The 20,407-nt window shown below is 69.5% G+C and carries 14 protein-coding genes; 6 read left to right on the top strand and 8 right to left on the bottom strand.

Annotated elements, in window-relative coordinates; translation table 11 throughout:
- The first annotated feature begins 6 nt into the window (after window positions 1-6).
- Both ACE3OG_RS07300 and mdoH read left to right on the top strand, forming a co-directional pair.
- Window positions 7-1,593, top strand: a complete 1,587-nt coding sequence (locus tag ACE3OG_RS07300) for a glucan biosynthesis protein (RefSeq protein WP_374307162.1) — start codon at window positions 7-9, stop codon at window positions 1,591-1,593.
- The gene (mdoH, locus tag ACE3OG_RS07295) at window positions 1,581-3,758 is read left to right on the top strand and encodes a glucans biosynthesis glucosyltransferase MdoH (protein WP_374307161.1); all 2,178 of its coding nucleotides are present in this window, start codon (window positions 1,581-1,583) and stop codon (window positions 3,756-3,758) included. Before ACE3OG_RS07300 ends, mdoH begins: the two co-directional genes overlap by 13 nt.
- Before the next feature lie 3 nt (window positions 3,759-3,761).
- Here mdoH and ACE3OG_RS07290 read toward each other — a convergent pair whose 3' ends face one another.
- Window positions 3,762-4,685, bottom strand: coding sequence for a glycosyltransferase (locus ACE3OG_RS07290; RefSeq protein ID WP_374307159.1), 924 nt, complete (start codon window positions 4,683-4,685; stop codon window positions 3,762-3,764).
- Window positions 4,686-5,026: 341 nt separating this feature from the next.
- Here ACE3OG_RS07290 and ACE3OG_RS07285 point away from each other — a divergent pair, with 341 nt between their 5' ends.
- Window positions 5,027-5,836, top strand: a complete 810-nt coding sequence (locus tag ACE3OG_RS07285) for an FkbM family methyltransferase (RefSeq protein WP_374307158.1) — start codon at window positions 5,027-5,029, stop codon at window positions 5,834-5,836.
- On the opposite strand, the gene ACE3OG_RS07280 is transcribed toward ACE3OG_RS07285, so the two are convergent.
- Entirely contained in the window at window positions 5,837-6,073 is a 237-nt protein-coding gene (locus tag ACE3OG_RS07280) for a hypothetical protein (RefSeq protein WP_374307156.1), read from the bottom strand.
- A gap of 179 nt (window positions 6,074-6,252) precedes the next feature.
- Entirely contained in the window at window positions 6,253-8,955 is a 2,703-nt protein-coding gene (gene ppdK / locus ACE3OG_RS07275; RefSeq protein ID WP_374307154.1) for a pyruvate, phosphate dikinase, read from the bottom strand.
- A 455-nt stretch (window positions 8,956-9,410) separates the two neighbouring features.
- Between ppdK and dxs the strand changes: the two genes are divergently transcribed.
- From dxs to ACE3OG_RS07260, 3 genes are read left to right on the top strand one after another with little or no spacing between them, the layout of a single operon-like run.
- Window positions 9,411-11,354 carry a 1-deoxy-D-xylulose-5-phosphate synthase gene (dxs, locus tag ACE3OG_RS07270; RefSeq protein ID WP_374307152.1) on the top strand — a complete coding sequence of 648 codons (1,944 nt, stop codon included), beginning with the start codon at window positions 9,411-9,413 and terminating at the stop codon, window positions 11,352-11,354.
- A 57-nt stretch (window positions 11,355-11,411) separates the two neighbouring features.
- Entirely contained in the window at window positions 11,412-12,164 is a 753-nt protein-coding gene (locus ACE3OG_RS07265) for a TlyA family RNA methyltransferase (RefSeq protein ID WP_374307150.1), read from the top strand.
- On the top strand, window positions 12,158-13,423 hold the full coding sequence (locus ACE3OG_RS07260; RefSeq protein WP_374307148.1) for a class I SAM-dependent RNA methyltransferase: 1,266 nt from the start codon (window positions 12,158-12,160) through the stop codon (window positions 13,421-13,423). Before ACE3OG_RS07265 ends, ACE3OG_RS07260 begins: the two co-directional genes overlap by 7 nt.
- A 12-nt stretch (window positions 13,424-13,435) precedes the next feature.
- On the opposite strand, the gene ACE3OG_RS07255 is transcribed toward ACE3OG_RS07260, so the two are convergent.
- The 5 genes from ACE3OG_RS07255 to ACE3OG_RS07235 all read right to left on the bottom strand — a co-directional run bounded on the left by ACE3OG_RS07255 (window position 13,436) and on the right by ACE3OG_RS07235 (window position 20,081).
- Window positions 13,436-14,236, bottom strand: a complete 801-nt coding sequence (locus tag ACE3OG_RS07255) for a rhomboid family intramembrane serine protease (protein WP_374307146.1) — start codon at window positions 14,234-14,236, stop codon at window positions 13,436-13,438.
- 50 nt (window positions 14,237-14,286) lie between these two features.
- A protein-coding gene (prfB, locus tag ACE3OG_RS07250; protein WP_374307144.1) for a peptide chain release factor 2 occupies window positions 14,287-15,418 on the bottom strand; the annotation gives its coding sequence in 2 pieces (ribosomal slippage) (window positions 14,287-15,348 and window positions 15,350-15,418; 1,131 coding nt in all).
- A gap of 142 nt (window positions 15,419-15,560) precedes the next feature.
- Window positions 15,561-15,950, bottom strand: a complete 390-nt coding sequence (locus ACE3OG_RS07245) for a tautomerase family protein (RefSeq protein WP_374307196.1) — start codon at window positions 15,948-15,950, stop codon at window positions 15,561-15,563.
- Between the two features lie 149 nt (window positions 15,951-16,099).
- A complete protein-coding gene (locus ACE3OG_RS07240) occupies window positions 16,100-18,514 on the bottom strand; it encodes a penicillin-binding protein 1A (RefSeq protein ID WP_374307142.1) in 2,415 nt (804 codons plus the stop codon).
- Between the two features lie 187 nt (window positions 18,515-18,701).
- Window positions 18,702-20,081 (bottom strand): N-acetylmuramoyl-L-alanine amidase, encoded by a 1,380-nt coding sequence (locus ACE3OG_RS07235; RefSeq protein WP_374307140.1) that lies wholly within the window; start codon window positions 20,079-20,081, stop codon window positions 18,702-18,704.
- Window positions 20,082-20,407 lie beyond the last annotated feature (326 nt).

Genomic DNA, 20,407 nt, shown 5'->3' with positions numbered 1-20,407 from the left:
GAGTTCATGATCGACCGCAGGGGCGTTTTGAGGCTCTCGCTCGCCGCGCTGGCTGCGCCCGCCGCGGCGCGCGCGCAGGGCGAGGGAGGAAGCGGAGGCGCGGCGGGCGCGAATCCCGCCGCGAGCGGAAGCGCGGAGGCCGCGCCGACCGCCTTTCCGCTCGCCGACCCGACGCCCTTTTCGCCCGATATGGCGACGAACATGGCGAGAGCGCTGGCGCAGGCGCCGTTCAAGCCGGTCGCCGCCGGCCTTCCCGACCCCTTCAAGTCGCTCAGCTACGACCAGTACGTCGGCGTCCATCTGCAGCCGGGCGCCGCGCTGTGGACGAAGGACAACGTCGGCTTCGCGATCGAGCCGCTCCATCGCGGCTTCATCTTCTCGACGCCGATGCGCATCGACGTCGTCGAGGACGGCGTCGCGCGCCGGCTCGTCTATGATTCGCGGCTGTTCGACTTCGGCAAGCCGGGGCCGACGGGGATCGGCGACATCGGCTTTTCGGGCTTCCGCGTTCTGGCGCCGCTGGAAGACGGCGGCTTCTTCGAGCTCGCCACGTTCCAGGGCGCGAGCTTCTTCCGGGCGGTCGGACGCGGCCTCGGCCCCGGCCCGATGGCGCGCGCCCTCGCCATCAAGACCGCCGATCCCGCCGGCGAGGAGTTTCCGTTCTTCCGCCAGGTGTGGATCGTGCGGCCGACGCTCGCCGACGCGGCGCTGACGATCTACGCGATCATCGACTCGGAGAGCGTCGCCGGCGCCTACCGCTTCACGCTGCGCCCGGGCGAGACGACGCTGATCGACACCGAGTCCACCCTTTTCGCCCGCGCCGCGCTCGACCACTACGGCGTCGCGGCGATGAGCGCGACCCACGTCACCGGCGCGATCGACCGCGGTCGCTCCGACGACCTGCGCCCGCAGGTCGCCGAGGCCGACGGGCTGCAGATGCTGACAGGCGGCGGCGAATGGATCTGGCGGCCGGTCTCAAACCCGTCGACACTGCAGGTCTCCTCCTTCGTCGACGACAATCCGCGCGGCTTCGGGCTGCTGCAGCGCGACCGCGATTTTTCGCACTATCAGGACGACGACCAGCACTGGGAGAACCGGCCCTCGCTGTGGATCGAGCCGATCGGCGAATGGGGCGCGGGCGCGGTGCAGCTCGTCGAGATTCCCTCCGACGCCGAGGTCAACGACAACATCATTTCCTACTGGCGCCCGAAGCAGACGCTTCCGGCGAAGGGCGAGATCGCCTTCGCCTACCGCCAGTTCTGGCGCCGCTCCCCGCCCGAGCGTCCGCCGCTCGCCGCCGTCTCGACCTCGCGCTCGGGACGCGGCTCGAACGGACGCAGGCGCCGTTTCGTCGTCGAATTTTCGGGCGGCGCGCTCGCGTCGATCCGCTCCAAGGACGACATCGCCGTGAAATTGAGCGCGGCGCCGGGATCGATCGCCTCACAACGGACGTTCTTTTCGCCAGGCCAGGGCGTTTTCCGCGTGCTGTTCGAGCTCGACCCCGGCGGCGACGTTTATTCCGAGCTGCGCCTCGTGCTCGAAGCGCAGGGCAAGCCCATCAGCGAAACCTGGATCTACCGATGGACGGCGTGACCCTCGCGAAAACGGCGGAAACCGGCGCGGGCCCGGCGGCGGACGCCGGGGCGGCGGATTTCGCCTGCATGCCGGCGCCCGCGCCGCTCGAGATGCCGACGCAGAGCCTGTCGTCCTTCGATCCCTCGTCCCGGCGGCGCGACGTCCTCTCGCACCCCTGGCTCGGCGCCGCGATCGCCCGCCTCTTCGTCTTCGGTGGATGCCTGGCGCTCACCGCCTACGGCGCCTATGAGATGTACGGCGTCGTCTCGGTCGGCGGCGTCACCCTGCTCGAATGGGTTCTGCTGATCCTTTTCGTCGCCAATTTCTCGTGGATCGCCCTCGCCTTCACGAGCGCGATCGCCGGCCTGTTCTGGCTCCTGTTTCGCGCTCCTCCCGCGCCGGCGACGCCCGCCGCCCTGCGCGAGCGCACCGCGATCGCCATGCCGATATACAACGAGGCGCCGGCGCGGATCTTCTCGGCCCTCGAGGCGATGATCGAGGAGGTCGACGGCTCCGGGCTCGGCGGCGCATTCGACTGGTTCTTCCTGTCCGACACCACCGATCCCGACGTGTTCCTCGCCGAGGAGCGGGCCTACGTCGCCCTGCGCGAGCGCGTCGGCGCGAAAGCGAACGTCTATTACCGGCACCGGCCGAAGAACGTGAACCGCAAGGCCGGCAACATCGAGGACTTCGTCACCCGCTGGGGCGGCCGCTACGCCCATATGGTCGTCCTCGACGCCGACAGCCTGATGACCGGCCACGCCATCGTCTCGCTCGCCGCGGCGATGGAGGCCGACCCCGACGCCGGGATCATCCAGACGCTGCCGCTCATCATCAACCGCAACACCCTGTTCGCGCGGCTGCAGCAGTTCGCCGCGCGCATCTACGGGCCGGTGATCGGCGCCGGCGTCGCGGTCTGGATGGGCCGGCGGGGCAATTACTGGGGCCATAACGCGATCATCCGCACGCGCGCCTTCGCCGCCCATTGCGGCCTGCCCACGCTGCCCGGGCGCCCGCCGCTCGGCGGCCATATCCTCAGCCACGACTTCGTCGAGGCGGCGCTCATCCTGCGCGCCGGCTACGGCGTCTACATGCTGCCGACGCTCGCCGGCAGCTACGAAGAGAGCCCGCCCTCGCTCATCGACCTCTCGGCGCGCGACCGGCGCTGGTGCCAGGGCAACCTCCAGCACCTGCGCGTATTGTCGGCGAAAGGATTCCGCCTCGCCTCGCGCCAGCATTTCATCACCGGCATCGTCGCCTACGTCGCCTCGCCGCTGTGGATGCTGCAGATCCTCGTCGGCGTCGTCATCGTGCTGCAGGCGACCTATGTGCGGCCTGAATATTTCACCAACGACTTCATGCTGTTTCCCACCTGGCCGCGCTTCGACGCGGCGCGGTCGCTGCAGCTTTTCGCGCTCACCATGGCGATCCTCCTCGCGCCGAAATTCATGGGCCTCCTCCTCGCCCTGCTCCAGCGGCGCACCCGGCGCGGCTGCGGCGGCGCGGCGCGGCTCGTCGTCTCGTCGCTGTTCGAGATCGTCATGTCGGCCCTGCTGGCGCCGATCATGATGCTGATCCAGGCCGGCCATGTGCTGCATTTCGTCTTCGGCTTCGACACCGGCTGGGATCCGCAACGGCGCGACGACGGCTCGATTCCGTTCTGGGCGATCGTGCGCCGCCATCGCGCCCATGTCGCGCTCGGCGTCGTCATGCTGATCGCCGGCTTCATGATCGCGCCTTCGCTCGCCGCGTGGATGTCGCCGACCATCGTCGGCCTGATCCTCGCGATCTTCCTGTCGTGGTCGACCGGCTTGCTCGGCGTCGGGCTCGCCTTCCGGCGCGCCGGCCTCCTGCTCACGCCCGAGGAGCAGTCGAAGCCGCCGCTCGTCGCGCGCGCCAACGAACTCGCCCGCAAGTCGCCGGACGAGGAGGGCGCGCCGCTCGGCGACCGCCGTTTCTGGCGCCTGCATCTCGCCTGGCTGCCGCAAGATCTGAAGCGCGGAGAGATCACCGCCGACTGGGCGATCGCCAAGGCCAAGCTCGACGAGGCGAAGACGCGCGAGGAGGCGTTCGCCGCAATGAAGCCCAGGGAGCGGATGGCGATGCTGGGCGACCGCGATCTGGTCGCCCGCCTGCTTCTTCTTCCGCCCGCGGCCGAAACGGCGTCGGCGCCGGCCGGCTGAGCTTCAGTCGGTGAGGCCGAGATAGCCGGTCGCCTGCAGGCGCCAGTGCTCGAGCTTGAAGCCGCGCCCGCCCAGGAACGGCAGGACCGGCATCGGCCACGACTCGCGCACCCAGGGTCCGCCCCAGTGGCGCACCAGCACGGGGTATTTGTAGCCGCGCGCCTTGTATATGAACGAAGCCTTCGCGCGCGCCTTCTTCTCCTCGTCGCTCAGCGAGGCGTCGACCTCGGCGTGATAGGAGGCGCGGTCGGCGGAGAGCTGGCCGGCGCGCATGCGGAAGCAGCCGAGAATCGCGTCGACGCCGACGAGCGGCGTGCGCCGCGCGAAGCGCCGCCAGAGGTCGAAATCGCCGGCGAGGCGGAGCCGCGCGTCAAGGCCGCCGACCTCGTTCCACAGCCGCGGGCGCCAGAACGTGCCCTCCTGCTGGATGAACGGCGTGGCGAAGCGCCCGTCGAAGATGCCGGCGGCGACGGCGCGCTGCGGATAGGCGGTGACCGGCGAGAGCCAGAGCATCTCGCCCGACTCGGCGAGCGTGGTCGGGCGCCCGGTGATCCACTCGATGTCGGGGAAGTTCGTGAAGACGTTGGCGATGGTGGCGAAGGCGCCGGGCTCGAAGCGGTCGTCGGCGTTGATCCAGGTCATCGCGTCGGCCTCGCCGCAATGGGCGAAGCCCTTGTTGACGCCGTCGTAGAGGCCTTTGTCCTTTTCGCTCGCGAAGCTGAACTCGACTCCCCGGCAATTGAGCGGACAGCCCTCGCCGAGGCGCTGGCTCCAGCCCTTCAGAAGTTCGATAGTGCCGTCGGTCGAGCCGGCGTCCTGGACGTGATAGCGGATCGAGAAATCGCCGGCTTGCGAGAGGACGCCCATCAGCGTCTCGTTCAGAAAGCGCGCGCCGTTATAGACCGGCGTCACAATATTGAACCGCATTCTGTCGACCCCTGCTCCGCCCTGGACGTCGGTCCGGCCGGCGATTTAGCGCGCCTTCCGATCGAGCCGCCTCGCCGCGAAACGCCCTGGCGCATGCCCCGAAGGGCCGCGAATTCTTCCGAACGGGCGTATGCTCAAGGACAAGGACGCGAAAATAAACCCTTTCCGGCCAGCCGCGTTTCTCTTGGAGGCGGCGCATCCATGCCTTGGAAATGACGTCGCCACAAGGCGCCGCGGATAAAATTGCGAAAGGGAGGCCCGCGGCGCGGGCGCGAGACGACAAAAGGACGCGAACGGCGAGGGCTCCTCACGCCTCCGCGACAGGACGAACAGGACTGCTCATGCGCCCATCACGGCCGCTCCCGCCTCCGCCGAGCGCCGACGCCTTGCCGCAGGCGCAGCGGCGGCGGCGCGCGCTGATCGACCGCGTCGTGGAGAAGCTGCTGGCCTTCCTGCGTCGGCGCCGGCCGCCTACGCCGTCCGTCAGCCAGTGCGGCCAGGACATTTTCGTGGCGCAGACCATCTTCAGGCGCAAGCGCGGCGGCTTCTTCCTGGAGATCGGCGGCGGCGACGGCCGCTATCTTTCGAACACCTTGATTCTTGAGACCTATTTCGACTGGAAGGGCATACTCGTCGAGCCCACCTCGGCCTATGAGCAACTGGTCAGGAACCGGCCCGGCGCGACCTGCGTGCGCGCGGCCGTCTCCGACAAGCCCGGGACGATGCGCGTCGTGGAGGTGATGGACAAGGGCCAAGTCTTCTACAATCCGGACGCGGCGGAGGGCAACACGCTGCTTTCCGTCGTCGAGGACGCCGATGTCGAAAGCGTGTATGAGCCGCCGGACTTTGGGGACGTGAAGGGAAGCTTTCTCGTCGAGGCGGTGACGCTCGACGATCTCCTGACCGAGGCGCAGGCGCCTTCGACAATCGATTACTTCAGCTTCGACGTCGAAAATTCGGAATATCGTATTCTCAAGGATTTTCCCTTCGACAAGTGGCGATTCAACTGCATTGGCGTCGAGCGGCCGTCTGAAGAGCTCGACAAGCTTCTGACCGACAACGGCTATTTCCTCATCCGCGACGGCTTTCCGCTCGACTGGTTCTATCTGCGCCGCGACTTCATGGAGGAATGGTTCGCCGGAATCGACTGATCAGGCGCCGAGCGCCCGGCGGATTCCCTCGAGGTCGCTCCAGCAGCCCTTGCGGAAGCCGCACTCGACGCCAAACTCGCGGCGCTCGAACGCCGAGAGATAATCCCGGCCGCGCAACTGAAAGCGCTCGGCGACGCGCGTCACCCGGCCGCCCGAAAAGACGACGACGTCGCGCGGCCCGAGCCGCGGCGTCCATCGACGGCTGGCGTCGAGCAGCGAGGCGGCGAAGATGCGCACGCCGGCGACCTAAAGACGAGACTGAAGGCGCCGCGCAGCTTCTCGTGGTGCGGCTTCGGACGCCGGACCGTCGCAATCCTCTCCATCCTCGACCGTGGAGAGCGGTCGGCGCGCCGCCATGCTTCGCCACGCTCCCAGCCGGACGGAAGGAAAACGCTCTCGATCAAGCGTCGCCGCGATCAGCGGTCGACTGGCGTGGAGACGGGATTCAGTTCCCGGGCTTTCGCCCTGATCGCCGCCTGCGCCGCCGCGAGCCGGGCGATCGGCACGCGGAAGGGCGAGCACGACACATAGTCGAGCTTCAGCGTCTCGCAGAAGGCGATGGACTGCGGATCGCCTCCATGCTCGCCGCACATGCCGAGCTTGACGTCGGCGCGCGCCGCGCGGCCGCGCTCGGCCGCGAGCGCGACGAGCTCGCCGACGCCCTCGACGTCGATGGTCACGAACGGGTCGCCCGGCAGCAGTCCGGCCGTGACGTAGCGGCCGAGGAAGGAGCCGGCGTCGTCGCGCGAGAGGGCGAGGCAGGTCTGGGTCAGGTCGTTCGTGCCGAAGGAGAGGAATTCGGCGCTCTGCGCGATCTCGCCGGCGCGCAGCGCGGCGCGCGGCGTCTCGACCATGGCCCCGACCGTATAGGGCACGCTCTGGCCTGTCTCGGCGGCGACGGCCGCCGCGGCTTCGTCGATGAGCCGCCTCACGGCGTCGAACTCCGGCCTGGCGATGACGAGCGGAATCATGATCTCCGGCTGGACCAGCATGCCGGCGCGGTTCTTGACCTCGACCGCCGCCTCGAACACGGCGCGCGCCTGCATCCGGGCGATCTCGGGATAGGCGACCGCGAGCCGCACGCCGCGGAAGCCGAGCATCGGGTTCACCTCCCTGAGCTCGGCGACGCGGCGCGCGATCTTCTCGGACGGCACGCCCAGCGCCTTCGCCACCTCCGCGACCTCTTGCGTCGTCTGCGGCAGGAACTCGTGCAGCGGCGGGTCGAGCAGGCGGATCGTCACCGGCAGCCCGGCCATGATGCCGAACAGCTCGATGAAATCCTCGCGCTGCATCGGCAGCAGCTTGCCGAGCGCGGCGCGGCGTCCCTTCACGTTCTCGGCGAGGATCATCTCGCGCATGGCGTTGATGCGCTGCAGATCGTAGAACATGTGTTCGGTGCGGCAGAGGCCGACGCCCTCGGCGCCGAACTTGCGCGCCACGCGGGCGTCCTGCGGCGTCTCGGCGTTGGCGCGCACCTCCATCCGACGCGATTCGTCCGCCCATTTCATCAGGATCGCGAACTCGCCGGTGAGCTCGGGGCGGCTCATCCGCACCTCGCCCTTGATCACCTGCCCCGCGCCGCCGTCGATGGTGATGACGTCGCCCTTGCGGAATGTCTCGTCGCCGACGCTGAAAAGGCCTTCGGCGTAGTCGATGCGCAGCGCGGCCGCCCCGCAGACGCAGGGCTTGCCCATGCCGCGCGCGACGACGGCGGCGTGCGAGGTCATGCCGCCGCGCGCGGTCAATATCCCTTCGGCCGCGTGCATGCCGTGGATGTCGTCGGGGCTCGTCTCGACGCGCACGAGAATGGACTTGCGCCCGATGCTGCGCAGCTGCTCGGCGGCCTCGGCGGTGAACACGACCTCGCCTGTCGCGGCGCCCGGCGAGGCCGGCAGGCCGATCGCGACGACGGGGCGCGGCGCGTTCGGATTGATCGCCGGATGCAGCAACTGGTCGAGCGAGGCGGGGTCGATCCGCAGCACCGCCTCCTCGCGGCCGATGACGCCCTCCTGCGTCAGTTCGACGGCGATGCGCAGGGCGGCGGCGGTGGTGCGCTTGCCGGAGCGTGTCTGCAGCATCCAGAGCTTGCCGTTCTCGACGGTGAACTCGACGTCCTGCATGTCGCGGTAATGGCGCTCGAGCATGTCGGCGACCCCGACGAAGGTCTTGAAGACCTCCGGCATCGCCGTCTCCATCGAGGGCCTGTCCGATCCCGAGGCGAGGCGCTCGGCCTCGGTGACGCTTTGCGGCGTGCGCAGGCCGGCGACGACGTCCTCGCCCTGGGCGTTGACGAGAAATTCGCCGAAGAGCGCCTTTTCGCCGGTCGAGGGATTGCGCGTGAAGGCGACGCCCGTCGCCGACGTCGTCCCCATGTTGCCGAACACCATGGCCTGCACGTTGACCGCCGTGCCCCAGCTTTCCGGAATCTGGTGGATGCGCCGGTAGGCGATCGCCCGCGGATTGTTCCAGGAGCCGAACACCGCGCCGATCGCCCCCCAGAGCTGTTCGCGCGGGTCCTGCGGAAAGGGCGCGCCGGCGCAGGCCTCGACCTTCTCCTTGAAGATCGCGACGATCTTGCGCCAGTCCGCCTCGTCGAGCTCGGTGTCGAGCGAGAGCCCCTTCGTCTCCTTGTAGGATTCGAGGGCGTCCTCGAAATCGTAATGGCCGACGCCGAGCGCCACGTTGGAGTACATCTGGATGAAGCGGCGGTAGGAATCATAGGCGAAGCGCGCGTCGCCGGCGCGGCGCGCCAGCGCGTCGACCGAGACGTCGTTGAGGCCGAGGTTCAGCACCGTGTCCATCATGCCGGGCATCGAGGCCGGCGCGCCCGAGCGCACAGAGACGAGGAGCGGGCGCTCCTCGTCGCCGAAGCCGCGGCCGGTCAGCGCCCCGACATGGCCGAGCGCCTCGCCGACCGCCTCCTTGAGCCCCTCGGGAAAGGCCCCCTCATGCGCGTAATAATAGGCGCAGACCTCGGTGGTGATGGTGAAGCCGGGCGGCACCGGCAGCCCGAGGCTCGCCATTTCAGCGAGATTGGAGCCCTTGCCGCCGAGCAGGTCGCCCATCGCGCGCGACCCTTCGGCCCGTCCGTCGCCGAAGCCGTAGACCCACTTGACCACGCATGTCCTCCGCCAAGGCCGCCGGGCGCGAGCCCGCGGCGAGGATGCTTCAGAAAGGATGGCGATCGGTTGCGAGGCCGCCGCGACGTCCTTTCGCGTCGAGCCGCCGGCGGCGGCCTCGCGGGCATGATCATGACGAGCCGCCGTGCGGCGGCTCCTGTGACCGAAACGCCGCGCCCTGCGGCGAAATGCGCGCGTCTTTCTCTCTTCGCATTGCGGCGCCAAAGTTTTGGGTTATTCATCTTCAAGCGAGGAGGCAAGGGCAAAATCATCTTGTCCGGCGCGGCCTTGACGGATCAGCCTCTTTCAGTATGGGAGGCTGGCGGATCGCCCGGACGGGAGACTGGATCGCGCGGAAAAAGCCGCGTCGAGCGGAGCCGCGCCGAACGCGACGAACCGCGTCGTCGGCTTTCGCCCTGGCGCGAACCGACGAGCGCAGGCTCACCAACGGGCGCATGAACAACGAGGCCAGCGTGACGACTTCCCCGACTCCCCTGCTCGATTCGATCCGCACGCCGGCCGATCTGAGGCGCCTGCCTGAATCCGACCTCGCCCAGGTCGCGAAGGAGCTGCGCGAGGAGACCATCAGCGCGGTTTCGGTGACCGGCGGCCATCTCGGCGCCGGCCTCGGCGTCGTCGAGCTCACCGTCGCGCTGCATTATGTGTTCGACACGCCGGACGACCGCCTGATCTGGGACGTCGGCCATCAGGCCTACCCGCACAAGATCCTCACCGGCCGGCGCGACCGCATCCGCACCCTGCGCCGCGGCGGCGGCCTCTCGGGCTTCACCAAGCGCGCGGAGAGCGTCTACGACCCTTTCGGGGCGGCCCATTCCTCGACGTCGATCTCGGCCGGCCTCGGCATGGCGGCGGCCAACACGCTGGCCGGACGCGAAGGCGCCGTCATCGCGGTGATCGGCGACGGCGCCATGTCGGCGGGCATGGCCTATGAGGCGATGAACAACGCCGGCGCCATGCATTCGCGCCTCATCATCATCCTCAACGACAACGACATGTCGATCGCGCCGCCGGCCGGCGCGCTGTCGTCCTATCTCGCCCGGCTCGTCTCCGGCGGCGCCTATCGCTCCGTGCGCGAGGCGGCGAAGCAGCTCGGAAGGCTGCTGCCGCGCTTCGTCTACGACCGCGCCCGCAAGACCGAGGAGTTCGCCCGCAACTTCTGGGCCGGCGGCACGCTGTTCGAGGAGCTCGGCATCTATTACGTCGGCCCGATCGACGGCCACAACCTCGACCAGATGCTGCCCGTCCTGAAGAACGTGCGCGATTTCAAGGAGACGGGGCCGATCCTCGTCCATGTCGTCACGCAGAAAGGCAAGGGCTACGCGCCGGCCGAGGCGACGCACGACAAGTACCACGCCGTCAACATGTTCGACGTCGCGACAGGCAAGCAGGTCAAGCCGAAGCCGAACGCGCCCTCCTATACGACGGTGTTCGCCGAAGCCCTCGTCAAGGAGGCCGCGAAGGACGACAGGATCGTCGCCGTCACCGCCGCCATGCCGAGCGGAACAGGGCTCGACATCTTCCAGAAGTCGTACCCTGAGCGCACCTTCGACGTCGGCATCGCCGAGCAGCACGCGGTGACCTTCTGCGCCGGCCTCGCGAGCGAAGGGTTCAAGCCCTTCTGCGCCATTTATTCGACCTTCCTGCAGCGCGGCTACGACCAGCTCGTGCATGACGTCGCGATCCAGAACCTGCCGGTGCGCTTCGCCATCGACCGCGCCGGCCTCGTCGGCGCCGACGGCGCGACCCACGCCGGCTCGTTCGACGTCGCCTATCTCGGCGTCGTGCCGAACATGGTGGTGATGGCCGCGGCCGACGAGGCCGAGCTCGTCCATATGGTCGCGACCGCCGCCGCCTACGACGCCGGCCCGATCGCCTTCCGCTATCCGCGCGGCGAGGGCGTCGGGGTCGAGATGCCGCAGGCGGGGATTCCGCTCGAGATCGGCCGCGGCCGGGTGATGCGCGAGGGCAAGCAGGTCGCCATCCTTTCGCTCGGCGCGCGCCTCGCCGAGGCGCTCAAGGCCGCAGAGGAGCTCGCCGGCTTCGGCGTCTCCGCGACGGTCGCCGACGCCCGCTTCGCCAAGCCTATCGACGAGGAGCTCGTGACGCGGCTCGCGACGACCCACGACGCGCTGATCACCATCGAGGAGGGCTCGGTCGGCGGCTTCGGCTCTTTCGTGGCGCAGAAACTCGCCGAGGACGGGCTGCTCGATTCCGGCGCGCTGAAGTTCCGCTCGATGGTTCTGCCCGACGTGTTCCTCGACCAGGACAAGCCTGAGAAGCTCTACGCCCAGGCCGGCCTCGACGCCAAGGCCATCGTCGCCAAGGCGCTGTCGCTGCTAGGCCGCGAAGGCGCGGCGCTCGACGCGCGGATCGCGTGAGCCGAATCCAGGCGCGGCTCGCCCCCGCTGACGAGCCCTCGCGGCCGTTCTGCGACCATGCCTGCGCCTGACTCGCCCAATCCGCCGCGCCGGCGCGCCGACGTTCTGCTCGTCGAGCGCGGCGTGTTTGAAAGCCGCGCCAAGGCGCAGGAGGCGATCGCCGCCGGCCTCGTCAGGGCGCAGGGGCGCCTGCTCGCCAAACCCTCGGAAACGCTGCGCGCCGACGCCGAGATCGAGGCCGCCGCCCCCTACCCATGGGTCTCGCGCGGCGGCGTCAAGCTCGAGGCCGCCCTCGACGCTTTCGGCTATGACCCCGCGGGCCTGTCCTGCCTCGACGTCGGCGCCTCGACCGGCGGCTTCACCCATGTGCTGCTGGCGCGCGGCGCATCGAGCGTCGTCGCGGTCGACGTCGGCCGCGGCCAGCTTCACCCCTCGCTCCGGTCCGACCGCCGCGTTCTCTCGCTCGAGGCGACGGACGTGCGCGTCCTCGGGCCCGACGCCCTGCCCGCCCCCGCCGGTCTGATCGTCGTCGACGTCAGCTTCATCTCGCTCGCCCTCGTGCTGCCGGCGCTTGCCGCCCTCGCCGCGCCGGGCGCGGCGCTCGTCGCGCTGATCAAGCCGCAGTTCGAGGCCGGGCGCGCGCATGTCGCCAAGGGCGTCGTCCGCGATCCGGCCGTCCACGCCGCCGTCTGCGCGTGCGTGACGCGGGACGTCGCCGCGCTCGGCTGGCGCGTCGCCGGCGTCATTCCCTCGCCGATCGAGGGCGGCGACGGCAACCGCGAGTTCCTCATCGGCGCACGGCGGTGCTGAGCCTCAACCGCACGCTTCATATCGAGCGGCTCGGGCCGCGCGGCGAAGGGCTCGCGCCGGGGCCGGACGGCGAGATCGCCGCGCCCTATGCGCTGCCCGGGGAAACCATCGTCGCCGAGGTCGACGGACGGCGCGCCCGCCTCGTCGAGGTCACGGCGCCGAGCCGCGACCGGATCGCGCCGATCTGCCGCCTTTTCGGCGCCTGCGGCGGATGCGCGGTGCAGACTCTGCGCCACGACGCCTACGTCCGCTGGAAGGAAGGCCTGCTCGCCGACGCGCTGCGGCGCGCCGGTCTTGCAGCCCCGCGCGAGCCGCTGCTCGACGCGCATGGGCAGGGGCGCCGGCGCGCGACGTTCCACGTCCGCGCGACGCCGGCCGGACTGCAGGTCGGCTTCATGACCGCGCGCTCGCACGAGATCGTCGACGTCGACGCCTGCCCGATCCTCGCGCCGGGCCTCGCCGACGCGCCGCGCGCCGCGCACGTGATCGCGCGCCAGCTCGCGGCCGGCGGCAAACCGCTCGACATCCTCGTGACGCAGACGCTCGACGGCCTCGACGTCGACCTTCGCGGCCACGGCCCGCTCAACGAGGACGAGACGCGCCGCCTCGTCGCCGCCGCCCTGCGCCTCGATCTCGCGCGGCTCTCCAATCATGGCGTCGTCGTCGCGCAGGCGCGCGCGCCACGCGTGCGGCACGGCGAAATCGACGCGGCGATCGCGCCCGGCGCCTTTCTGCAGGCGACGCAGGCCGGCGAGGACGCCCTCACGGGCGAGGCGGTCGCGGCGCTGCGGAATGCGCGGCGCGTCGCCGACCTCTTCTGCGGCGGCGGCGCCTTCTCGCTTCGCCTCGCGCGCTTTTCAAGCGTGCGCGCTCTTGATTACGAGGAAGCGCCGCTCAAGGCCCTCGCCAGCGCCGCCAGAGAGAACGGGCTGCGCGCGGTGAAAGTCGAGGCGCGCGACCTGTTCCGCCGGCCGCTGTCGGCGCAGGAGCTGTCGGAGTTCGACGGGCTCGTGTTCGATCCGCCGCGCGCGGGCGCGCTGGAGCAGGCGCGCGCCGTCGCCGCCTCGCAGATCCCGGTCGTCGTCGCGGTGTCGTGCAACGCCGAGACCTTTGCGCGGGACGCGGCGATCCTGACGGCGGGCGGCTACGAAATCGAGAAGATCCTGCCCGTGGACCAGTTCCGCTACTCGCCGCATCTCGAGATCGTCGCGCGCTTCAGGCGGCGCCGGAAAAAGAAGGCGCGACGGCTGCTCGGCTGACGCGCGGCGCTCTCAGGATGGCGGAAGGGCGGGCCGCGCCGGCGGGTCGAACCATTTGAAGGCGAAAAGCCCGACGAGGAAGCCGCCGACATGGGCCTGCCAGGCGATCGAGGCGTCGGTCATGCCGATCGTCTGCGGAAAGGCGCCGAACAGGAAATTGGCGATGAACCAGACCGCCAGAAAGGACAGCGCCGTGCGGTTCGAGGCGACCTCGGAGAGCGGCAGAGCCGGCAGCGTGTAGGCGCGCTGCGAGCGGCCGAGGGCGAAGGCGGCGTCGAGCGGAGCGCCCGGCTGGAAGGCGAAGCGCACCACGGCCGCCATCGCCCCGGACACCACCGCCGAGGCGCCGACCATCGGCATGAGGTCGGCGCGGTGGGTGAGGTAATGGGCGAGCGCCCCGCCGACGGCGCAGGCGACGCAGAAGATCAGGAAGCGCGCGGTTCCGAAGCGGCGCGCCAGCGCCGAGCCGAAGGCGACGAGCCAGAGGCAATTGACGCCGACATGGGCCCAGCCGCCATGCAGCAGGGCGTAGGTTATCGCCGTGTGCCAAAGCGGCTTGCCGTCGCCGAGGAAGAAGGTCGCGAGCTCGGCCGCGCTCTCGCTCTGCGCCGCGGCGGCGTCGAAGGAGGCGGCGACGAGCGAGGGATTGTAGGCGACGGTGAAGCGTCCCGGCACGAAGGCGAAATTCGCCAGCATGCGGAACTGCGCCAGCGGATTCATCCAGTCGGTGACGAGCTGGATGAGAGCGAGGACGACGACGAAGCCGAGGACGACGCCCGGCACGTTGAAGATCGGCTGTCTGCCTGGCGCCATGCGTCTGTCAGCCTCCGGCGTGAGGGGACGGCGCGCGGGCGCCTTCCGCCTTAATCGACATCCTCGACCGCCGCCGGCGCGCCGCCCTCGAGCCGCTGCGCCAGCGCCGCCTCCATGAAGGGGTCGAGATCGCCGTCGAGCACGTCGTCGGGGGTTCCCGAAGTCGTCCCCGTGCGCAGGTCCTTCACGAGCTGGTAGGGCTGCAGCACGTAGGAGCGGATCTGGTGGCCCCAGCCGATTTCGGTCTTGCTCGCCTCGGTGGCGTTGGCCGCGGCCTCGCGCCTTTCGAGCTCCTGCTCATAAAGGCGGGCGCGCAGCATGTTCCAGGCGGTGGCCCGGTTCTTGTGCTGCGAGCGCTCGCTCTGGCAGGCGACGACGATCCCCGAGGGGATATGGGTGATGCGCACCGCCGAATCGGTGGTGTTGATGTGCTGGCCGCCGGCGCCCGAGGAGCGGTAGGTGTCGATGCGGCAGTCGCTTTCCTTGACGTCGATCTCGATGCGGTCGTCGATGACCGGATAGACCCATACCGAGGCGAAGCTGGTGTGCCGGCGCGCGGCGGAGTCGAACGGCGAGATGCGCACGAGGCGATGCACGCCGGATTCGGTCTTGGCCCAGCCATGGGCGTTGTGGCCCTTGACCATCAGCACGCCGGACTTGAGGCCCGCTTCGTCGCCGGAGGTCTCCTCGATCACGTCGACCTTGAACTTGTGGCGCTCGGCCCAGCGCGCGTACATGCGGAACAGCATGCGCGCCCAGTCGCAGCTCTCGGTGCCGCCGGCGCCCGAATGCACTTCGATATAGGTGTCGTTGGCGTCGGCCTCGCCGGAGAGCAGCGCCTCGATCTGGCGGCGCTCCGCCTCGAGCTTCAGGCCCTTGAGCTGGTCGATCCCCTCCTGCTCGACGGCCTCGTCGCCCTCGGCCTCGGCGAGCTCGATCAGGGCGACGGCGTCCTCGAGCTCGCTCTCGAAGCGGGCGAGCGAGGAGAGCCGATCGTCGAGGTCGGTGCGCTCGCGCATGATCTTCTGCGCGGCCTCGGCGTCGTTCCAGAGGTTCGGGTCTTCGACCTTCGCGTTCAGTTCGGCGAGGCGCCGTTCAGCGGTTTCGACGTCAAAGATGCCTCCTCAGCAATCCCATGGACTGCTTGACGGCTTCGACGAGGGAAAGGGCTTCCGCGCGCATTCCTGTCCTGCTTCCTCAAAAAGAAAGAGAGCGCGTCGCGCTCTCCGAACCATGACGGGAACATAGGGACGCGACGGGGCCATGTAAATGGCGGCCGTCTCTCGCCCGCCGCATGCCCGACGTGGGCGGCGATTATGGGACGTCACAGCTCTCCCGTCAGAAACTGAGCCCGTCCGTAGCCGAAGCTCCAGTCGCCGTCCGCATTGTCGACGCAGGAGATCATGACGTCCTGAGGAGGCACGCCCAAGCGCTCGCCAAGATTCTGGACGACCAGGGCGTAGAAACGCTCCTTCATGTCCCGTGAGCGGGGGCGCGTCGTCATCTGTATAAGCACGCGCTTGTCGCTGCGTTCGAAGCCGAGGCCCGTGTCTTCGAGAACGAGGCGCGACGATTCGTGCTCGGTCAACACCTGATACCGGTCGCGGACCGGCACCTGAAAGACTTCCACCATCGCGTCGTGAATGGCCTGGAGCAGCGTTCTCAGTTCTTCTTCGCTACGTCCCTTGACGACGTCGATTCGAAGCAGCGGCATTGCGGCGTCCATTCCATGGTTTCTGGATTCGGCGAAGAGTCGCGGCCGACGGCGACGAATATACTATCGCGACGGAAGGTCCGTCACATTCGGCGAGACGAGGCGAAAGCGCTGGACCGTTCCGGAGCGCGTCCTGGACAGGGCGCGCCTTAGTAGAGCCCGCCGGTGCCCGTCCCCACCAGCCGGTCGGCGTCGGGGTTCACCGCCTGCGCGCGCGGCGCGGAATCGCTTGCGGCGTAGGAGTCGGGCGGGGCCGTGCCGGGCTTGAAGGCCTCGAGGATCGAGCCCGCGCCTGTCGAGCGCTGGCCCGACCTGGCGTCGACCGAGATCAGCTTGATGCCCGGCGGCACGCGGAACGGCATGTCCGGCTTGTCCTTCAGCGCCATGATCATGAAGTCGCGGAAGATCGGCGCGGCGTAATGGGCGGCCTGCGCCGAGTCGCCGAGCGAGCGCGGCTGGTCGTAGCCCATGTACAGGCCGACGGCGAGGTCAGGCGAGAAGCCGACGAACCACAGGTCCTTGGCGTCGTTGGTGGTGCCGGTCTTGCCGGCGAGATGCTTGCCGACCGCCTTCACCGCCTGCCCGGTGCCGCGCTGGACGACGCCCTCCATGATCGAGGTGATCTGGTAGGAGGTCAGCGGATCGAGCACCTGCTCGCGCTTGTCGATCAGCCTGGGCTCGGGCTGGTTGTCCCATTTGGCCGCGTCGCAGCCTTCGCAGATGCGCTCGTCGTGACGGTAGATGGTGTGGCCGTAGCGGTCCTGGATGCGGTCGATCAGCGTCGGCTTGACCCGCTTGCCGCCGTTGGCGAGCATCGAATAGGCGGTGACCATGCGCAGCACGGTCGTCTCGCCGGAGCCGAGCGACATCGACAGATAGGGCGGCATGTCGTCGTAGATGCCGAAGCGCTTGGCGTATTCTGCGATCAGCGGCATGCCGACGTCGCGCGCGAGCCGCACCGTCATCTGGTTGATCGAATGCTCGACGCCGTAGCGCAGCGTGTGCGGACCGCTCGACTTGCCCTCGAAATTGTCGGGCCGCCAGACTCCCAGGCCCGGGCCCTGGTCGATTTCGATCGGCGCGTCGAGCACGATCGAGGACGGCGTGTAGCCATTGTCGAGCGCCGTGGCGTAGACGATCGGCTTGAAGGAGGAGCCGGGCTGGCGCAGCGCCTGCGTCGCGCGGTTGAACTCCGACTGGTCGTAGGAGAAGCCGCCGACCATGGCGAAGACGCGTCCGGTGTGCAGGTCCATGGCGACGATGGCGCCGCTGACCGCCGGGATCTGGCGCAGGCGGAACTGGCCGGGCTTGCCTTCGATCGGATCGACGTAGACGACGTCGCCCGGCGTCAGGGAGGACCTTGAACCCGCGCCGCGCGTCCATTTGAGGCCGGTCGAATTGGCGAGCCAGCCAAGCTCGCGCTCACGCTCGATCTCGCCCGATTTCTCGCGCTTGGGCTGCAGGCCGATGCGGGCGCCGCTCTCGTTGGCGTCGATCACCACGGCGAGACGCCAGGGCGCGACGTCGCCGAGCGTCGGCACTTCGGCGAGCGCGACGCCCCAGTCGCCGCCCATGTCGATGCGCCGCATCGGGCCGCGGAAGCCGCCCGCCTCGTCGTAGCGCACGAGGCCGTCGACGAGGGCGCGGCGCGCCATCAGCTGCATCTTGGGATCGAGGGTGGTGCGGACGGAGAGGCCGCCCTCGTAAAGCTTCTTCTCGCCGTAGCGCTCGCCGAGCTCGCGGCGCACTTCCTCGGCGAAATAGCCGGCGGCGAAGGAGTTCGGCGAGAGCACGCGCGGATTGACGCCGAGCGGCTCGGCCTTCGCCTTCTCGCCGTCGGCGCGCGTGGCGTAGCCGTTCTCGACCATGCGGTCGATCACCCAGTTGCGGCGCTCGATCGCGCGCTCGCGCTTGTTGAACGGGTGATAGTTGTTCGGCGCCTTGGGCAGGGCCGCGAGATAGGCCACCTGCGCCAGGCTGAGCTCGTTGACCGACTTGCCGAAATAGTTCAGCGCGGCGGCGGCGACGCCGTAGTTGCCGAGGCCGAGATAGATCTCGTTGAGGTAGAGCTCGAGGATGCGGTCCTTGGAATAGGCGCCCTCGATGCGGAAGGCGAGCAGCGCCTCCTTGATCTTGCGCTCGAAGGAGCGTTCGTTTGTCAGGAGGAAGTTCTTGGCCACCTGCTGGGTGATCGTCGAGGCGCCCTGGACGTGCCGGTCGCCCTGCAGCAGCACCAGCGTCGCGCGCACGACGCCTTCGGGGTCGACGCCGGCGTGATGGTAGAAATTCTTGTCCTCGGCCGAGATGAACGCCTCTTTCACCAGCGGCGGAATGGCCGCGCCCGGCAGGTAGAGCCGGCGTTCGCGCGCATATTCGGCGACGAGCGAGCCGTCGCCGGCGTGCACGCGGGTCATCACCTTCGGCTCGTAGTTCTTGAGCTGGGTGTAGTCCGGCAGGTCCTTTTCGAAGTTCCAGACGACCAGCCCGACGCCCGCCGCTCCGATCACGAAGAGGAGGGCGGCGGTCGCGAAGAGAAAGCCGAAAAACCGGGCGATCAGCCGCATGGAATGCCTTCAAATAATCAGCCGGGCGAAGGATTCGCGTCGGCGCGCCGCCGCGTCGCCTCAATCTCCGCGGGCCGACGCGCAAGCCCGCTCAGGCAAGCCTTCGCTCACCCCTGCGGCGTTTTTGTGGTTTTATTCTGTCGCGCCGCAACATGCTAGGGCGCACGCTTCAAAAGCCGGCGAGCGGCTAAGGCCCCGTCCGACCCTCGCCTGCGCCGTCCTTGCCTGCCGGCGCCGCCGCGAGGGAGCCCACGGCGGAGCGCTCCGGCGCGCCGCGCTCGGCGAAGAAGGCGTCGACCGCCTCGGCGACGCGGGCGATCGCCGCCTCGCGCCATTGCGGCGACTGGAGCGCGGCGTCGTCCTGCTCGTTCGACAGATAGCCGAGCTCGAGCAGGATCGAGGGCACGTCGGGGGCCATGAGCACGCGGAAGCCGGCGGAGCGCAGCGGATTCTTGTTGAGGCGGCTCGAAACCTTCCAGTAATTCAGGAGCGTGCGGGCGAAGAGGTGGCCGTAGACGCGGGTTTCGCGGCGGGTGAGCTCGTTGAGGATGTCGGAGACGTCGGCCGCGCCGGCCTCGGGACGCTCGACGCCGGCGAGCGCGTCGGCCTGGTTCTCCTTTTCGGCGAGCTTCGCGGCGGCGGCGTCGGAGGCCCGCTCGGCGGCGGTGTAGACGGTCGCTCCGGCGACGCCGGCCGCCTCGGCGAGGGTGTCGGCGTGGATCGAGACGAACAGCGCCGCGCCGCGCTCGCGCGCGAGGCGCACGCGCTCGTCGAGCGCGACGAACGTGTCGTCCGAGCGCGTCAGCACGGGCTCGAAACGTCCGTCCGTCCTGAGCCTTTCGGCGAGCGCCTGGGCGAAGTCGAGCACGATGTCCTTTTCGACGAGGCCGTTGACGGAGGCGCCGTGGTCGATGCCGCCATGGCCCGGGTCGATCATCACGACCGGGCGGCCGTTCGCCGCCGGAGCCGGCGACGCCGGCGCGGGCGGCTGCAGCTCGACGACCGCCTGTCGCGAGGCCTGCGCGGCGGCGAGGAATTTCGCGCGCTCGGTCCGCGCGAGCTCGAGGACCAGCTTCGCGCCTCCGTCGGCGTCCGTCTCGGAGGCGGCGCGCACGATCCGCGCCGGCGCGCCGAGATCGACGACGAGGCGCCCGCGCGCCCGGTCCAGCCGTCCGAAGCGGAACGAGGCGATCAACCCTTCGGGGCGCGGAAGCGAAGTCTGCGGCGAGGGCGCGCCTTTCGCCCGCCCCGCCCGCGCGCCCTTGCGGGACGCGGGCCGGCCGACGTCCGGCTCGATCGAAAACTGCAGCCCCGGCGCGTCGACGATGACGCGGTCGGGATCGGCGAGGACGAAGGCCGCAGGCGATACGGGCGCGGACAGCGTCATGACGAGGCGCGCCCGCTCGCCGTCGTCTTCGAGCGCGGCGGCGGAGGCGACCGGCGCGGCGGCGTCGACAGCCGGAACGGGAGCGCCGGCCGCCTGCGCGCGCGCGGGGCCGCACTGCGCGAGGCCCGTCAGGGCGGCCAGCGCGAGCGCGGCGAAACCCGCTGCGAAGGAAGACGCCATCCTCGCTCCTTCCGGCGTACGAACTCCGGACGACGCGTCTGGCCGCGCTGCCCCCAGCGGACGGGCGGCGCAGACGCGCCGGGGCCATTATGCGCCGCCGAGCGTGGCGCCGCAAAGTTAATGAGGCATTTACGCCGGCGCCGTCTTGAACCGGATACAGCATGAGCGCGCCGGCGCGGGAGCTGCGCGGCGCTCGCGCCGGCTTGCGAAATGGCGCGCGCAGCCAGGCTGAAGGTTCAAAGAACTTGCCAAACCTTCATGGATGCCGATATGAAAGCGAATTCTTTCGTGGATCGAAGGATTCGTAATTTTGCGGATCCGGGCGG

Source organism: Methylocella sp. (genome assembly GCF_041905455.1).
Taxonomy (GTDB): domain Bacteria; phylum Pseudomonadota; class Alphaproteobacteria; order Rhizobiales; family Beijerinckiaceae; genus Methylocapsa.
This window is presented reverse-complemented; position numbering and strand designations above follow the sequence as displayed.

What these genes read in the sequence shown, in the direction of transcription:
- ACE3OG_RS07300 (WP_374307162.1), top strand. Translation starts at nt 7, where the DNA reads ATGATCGACCGCAGGGGCGTTTTGAGGCTCTCGCTCGCCGCGCTGGCT.
- mdoH (WP_374307161.1), top strand. Translation starts at nt 1,581, where the DNA reads ATGGACGGCGTGACCCTCGCGAAAACGGCGGAAACCGGCGCGGGCCCG.
- ACE3OG_RS07290 (WP_374307159.1), bottom strand. Translation starts at nt 4,685, where the DNA reads ATGCGGTTCAATATTGTGACGCCGGTCTATAACGGCGCGCGCTTTCTG.
- ACE3OG_RS07285 (WP_374307158.1), top strand. Translation starts at nt 5,027, where the DNA reads ATGCGCCCATCACGGCCGCTCCCGCCTCCGCCGAGCGCCGACGCCTTG.
- dxs (WP_374307152.1), top strand. Translation starts at nt 9,411, where the DNA reads ATGAACAACGAGGCCAGCGTGACGACTTCCCCGACTCCCCTGCTCGAT.
- ACE3OG_RS07265 (WP_374307150.1), top strand. Translation starts at nt 11,412, where the DNA reads ATGCCTGCGCCTGACTCGCCCAATCCGCCGCGCCGGCGCGCCGACGTT.
- ACE3OG_RS07255 (WP_374307146.1), bottom strand. Translation starts at nt 14,236, where the DNA reads ATGGCGCCAGGCAGACAGCCGATCTTCAACGTGCCGGGCGTCGTCCTC.
- ACE3OG_RS07245 (WP_374307196.1), bottom strand. Translation starts at nt 15,950, where the DNA reads ATGCCGCTGCTTCGAATCGACGTCGTCAAGGGACGTAGCGAAGAAGAA.
- ACE3OG_RS07240 (WP_374307142.1), bottom strand. Translation starts at nt 18,514, where the DNA reads ATGCGGCTGATCGCCCGGTTTTTCGGCTTTCTCTTCGCGACCGCCGCC.
- ACE3OG_RS07235 (WP_374307140.1), bottom strand. Translation starts at nt 20,081, where the DNA reads ATGGCGTCTTCCTTCGCAGCGGGTTTCGCCGCGCTCGCGCTGGCCGCC.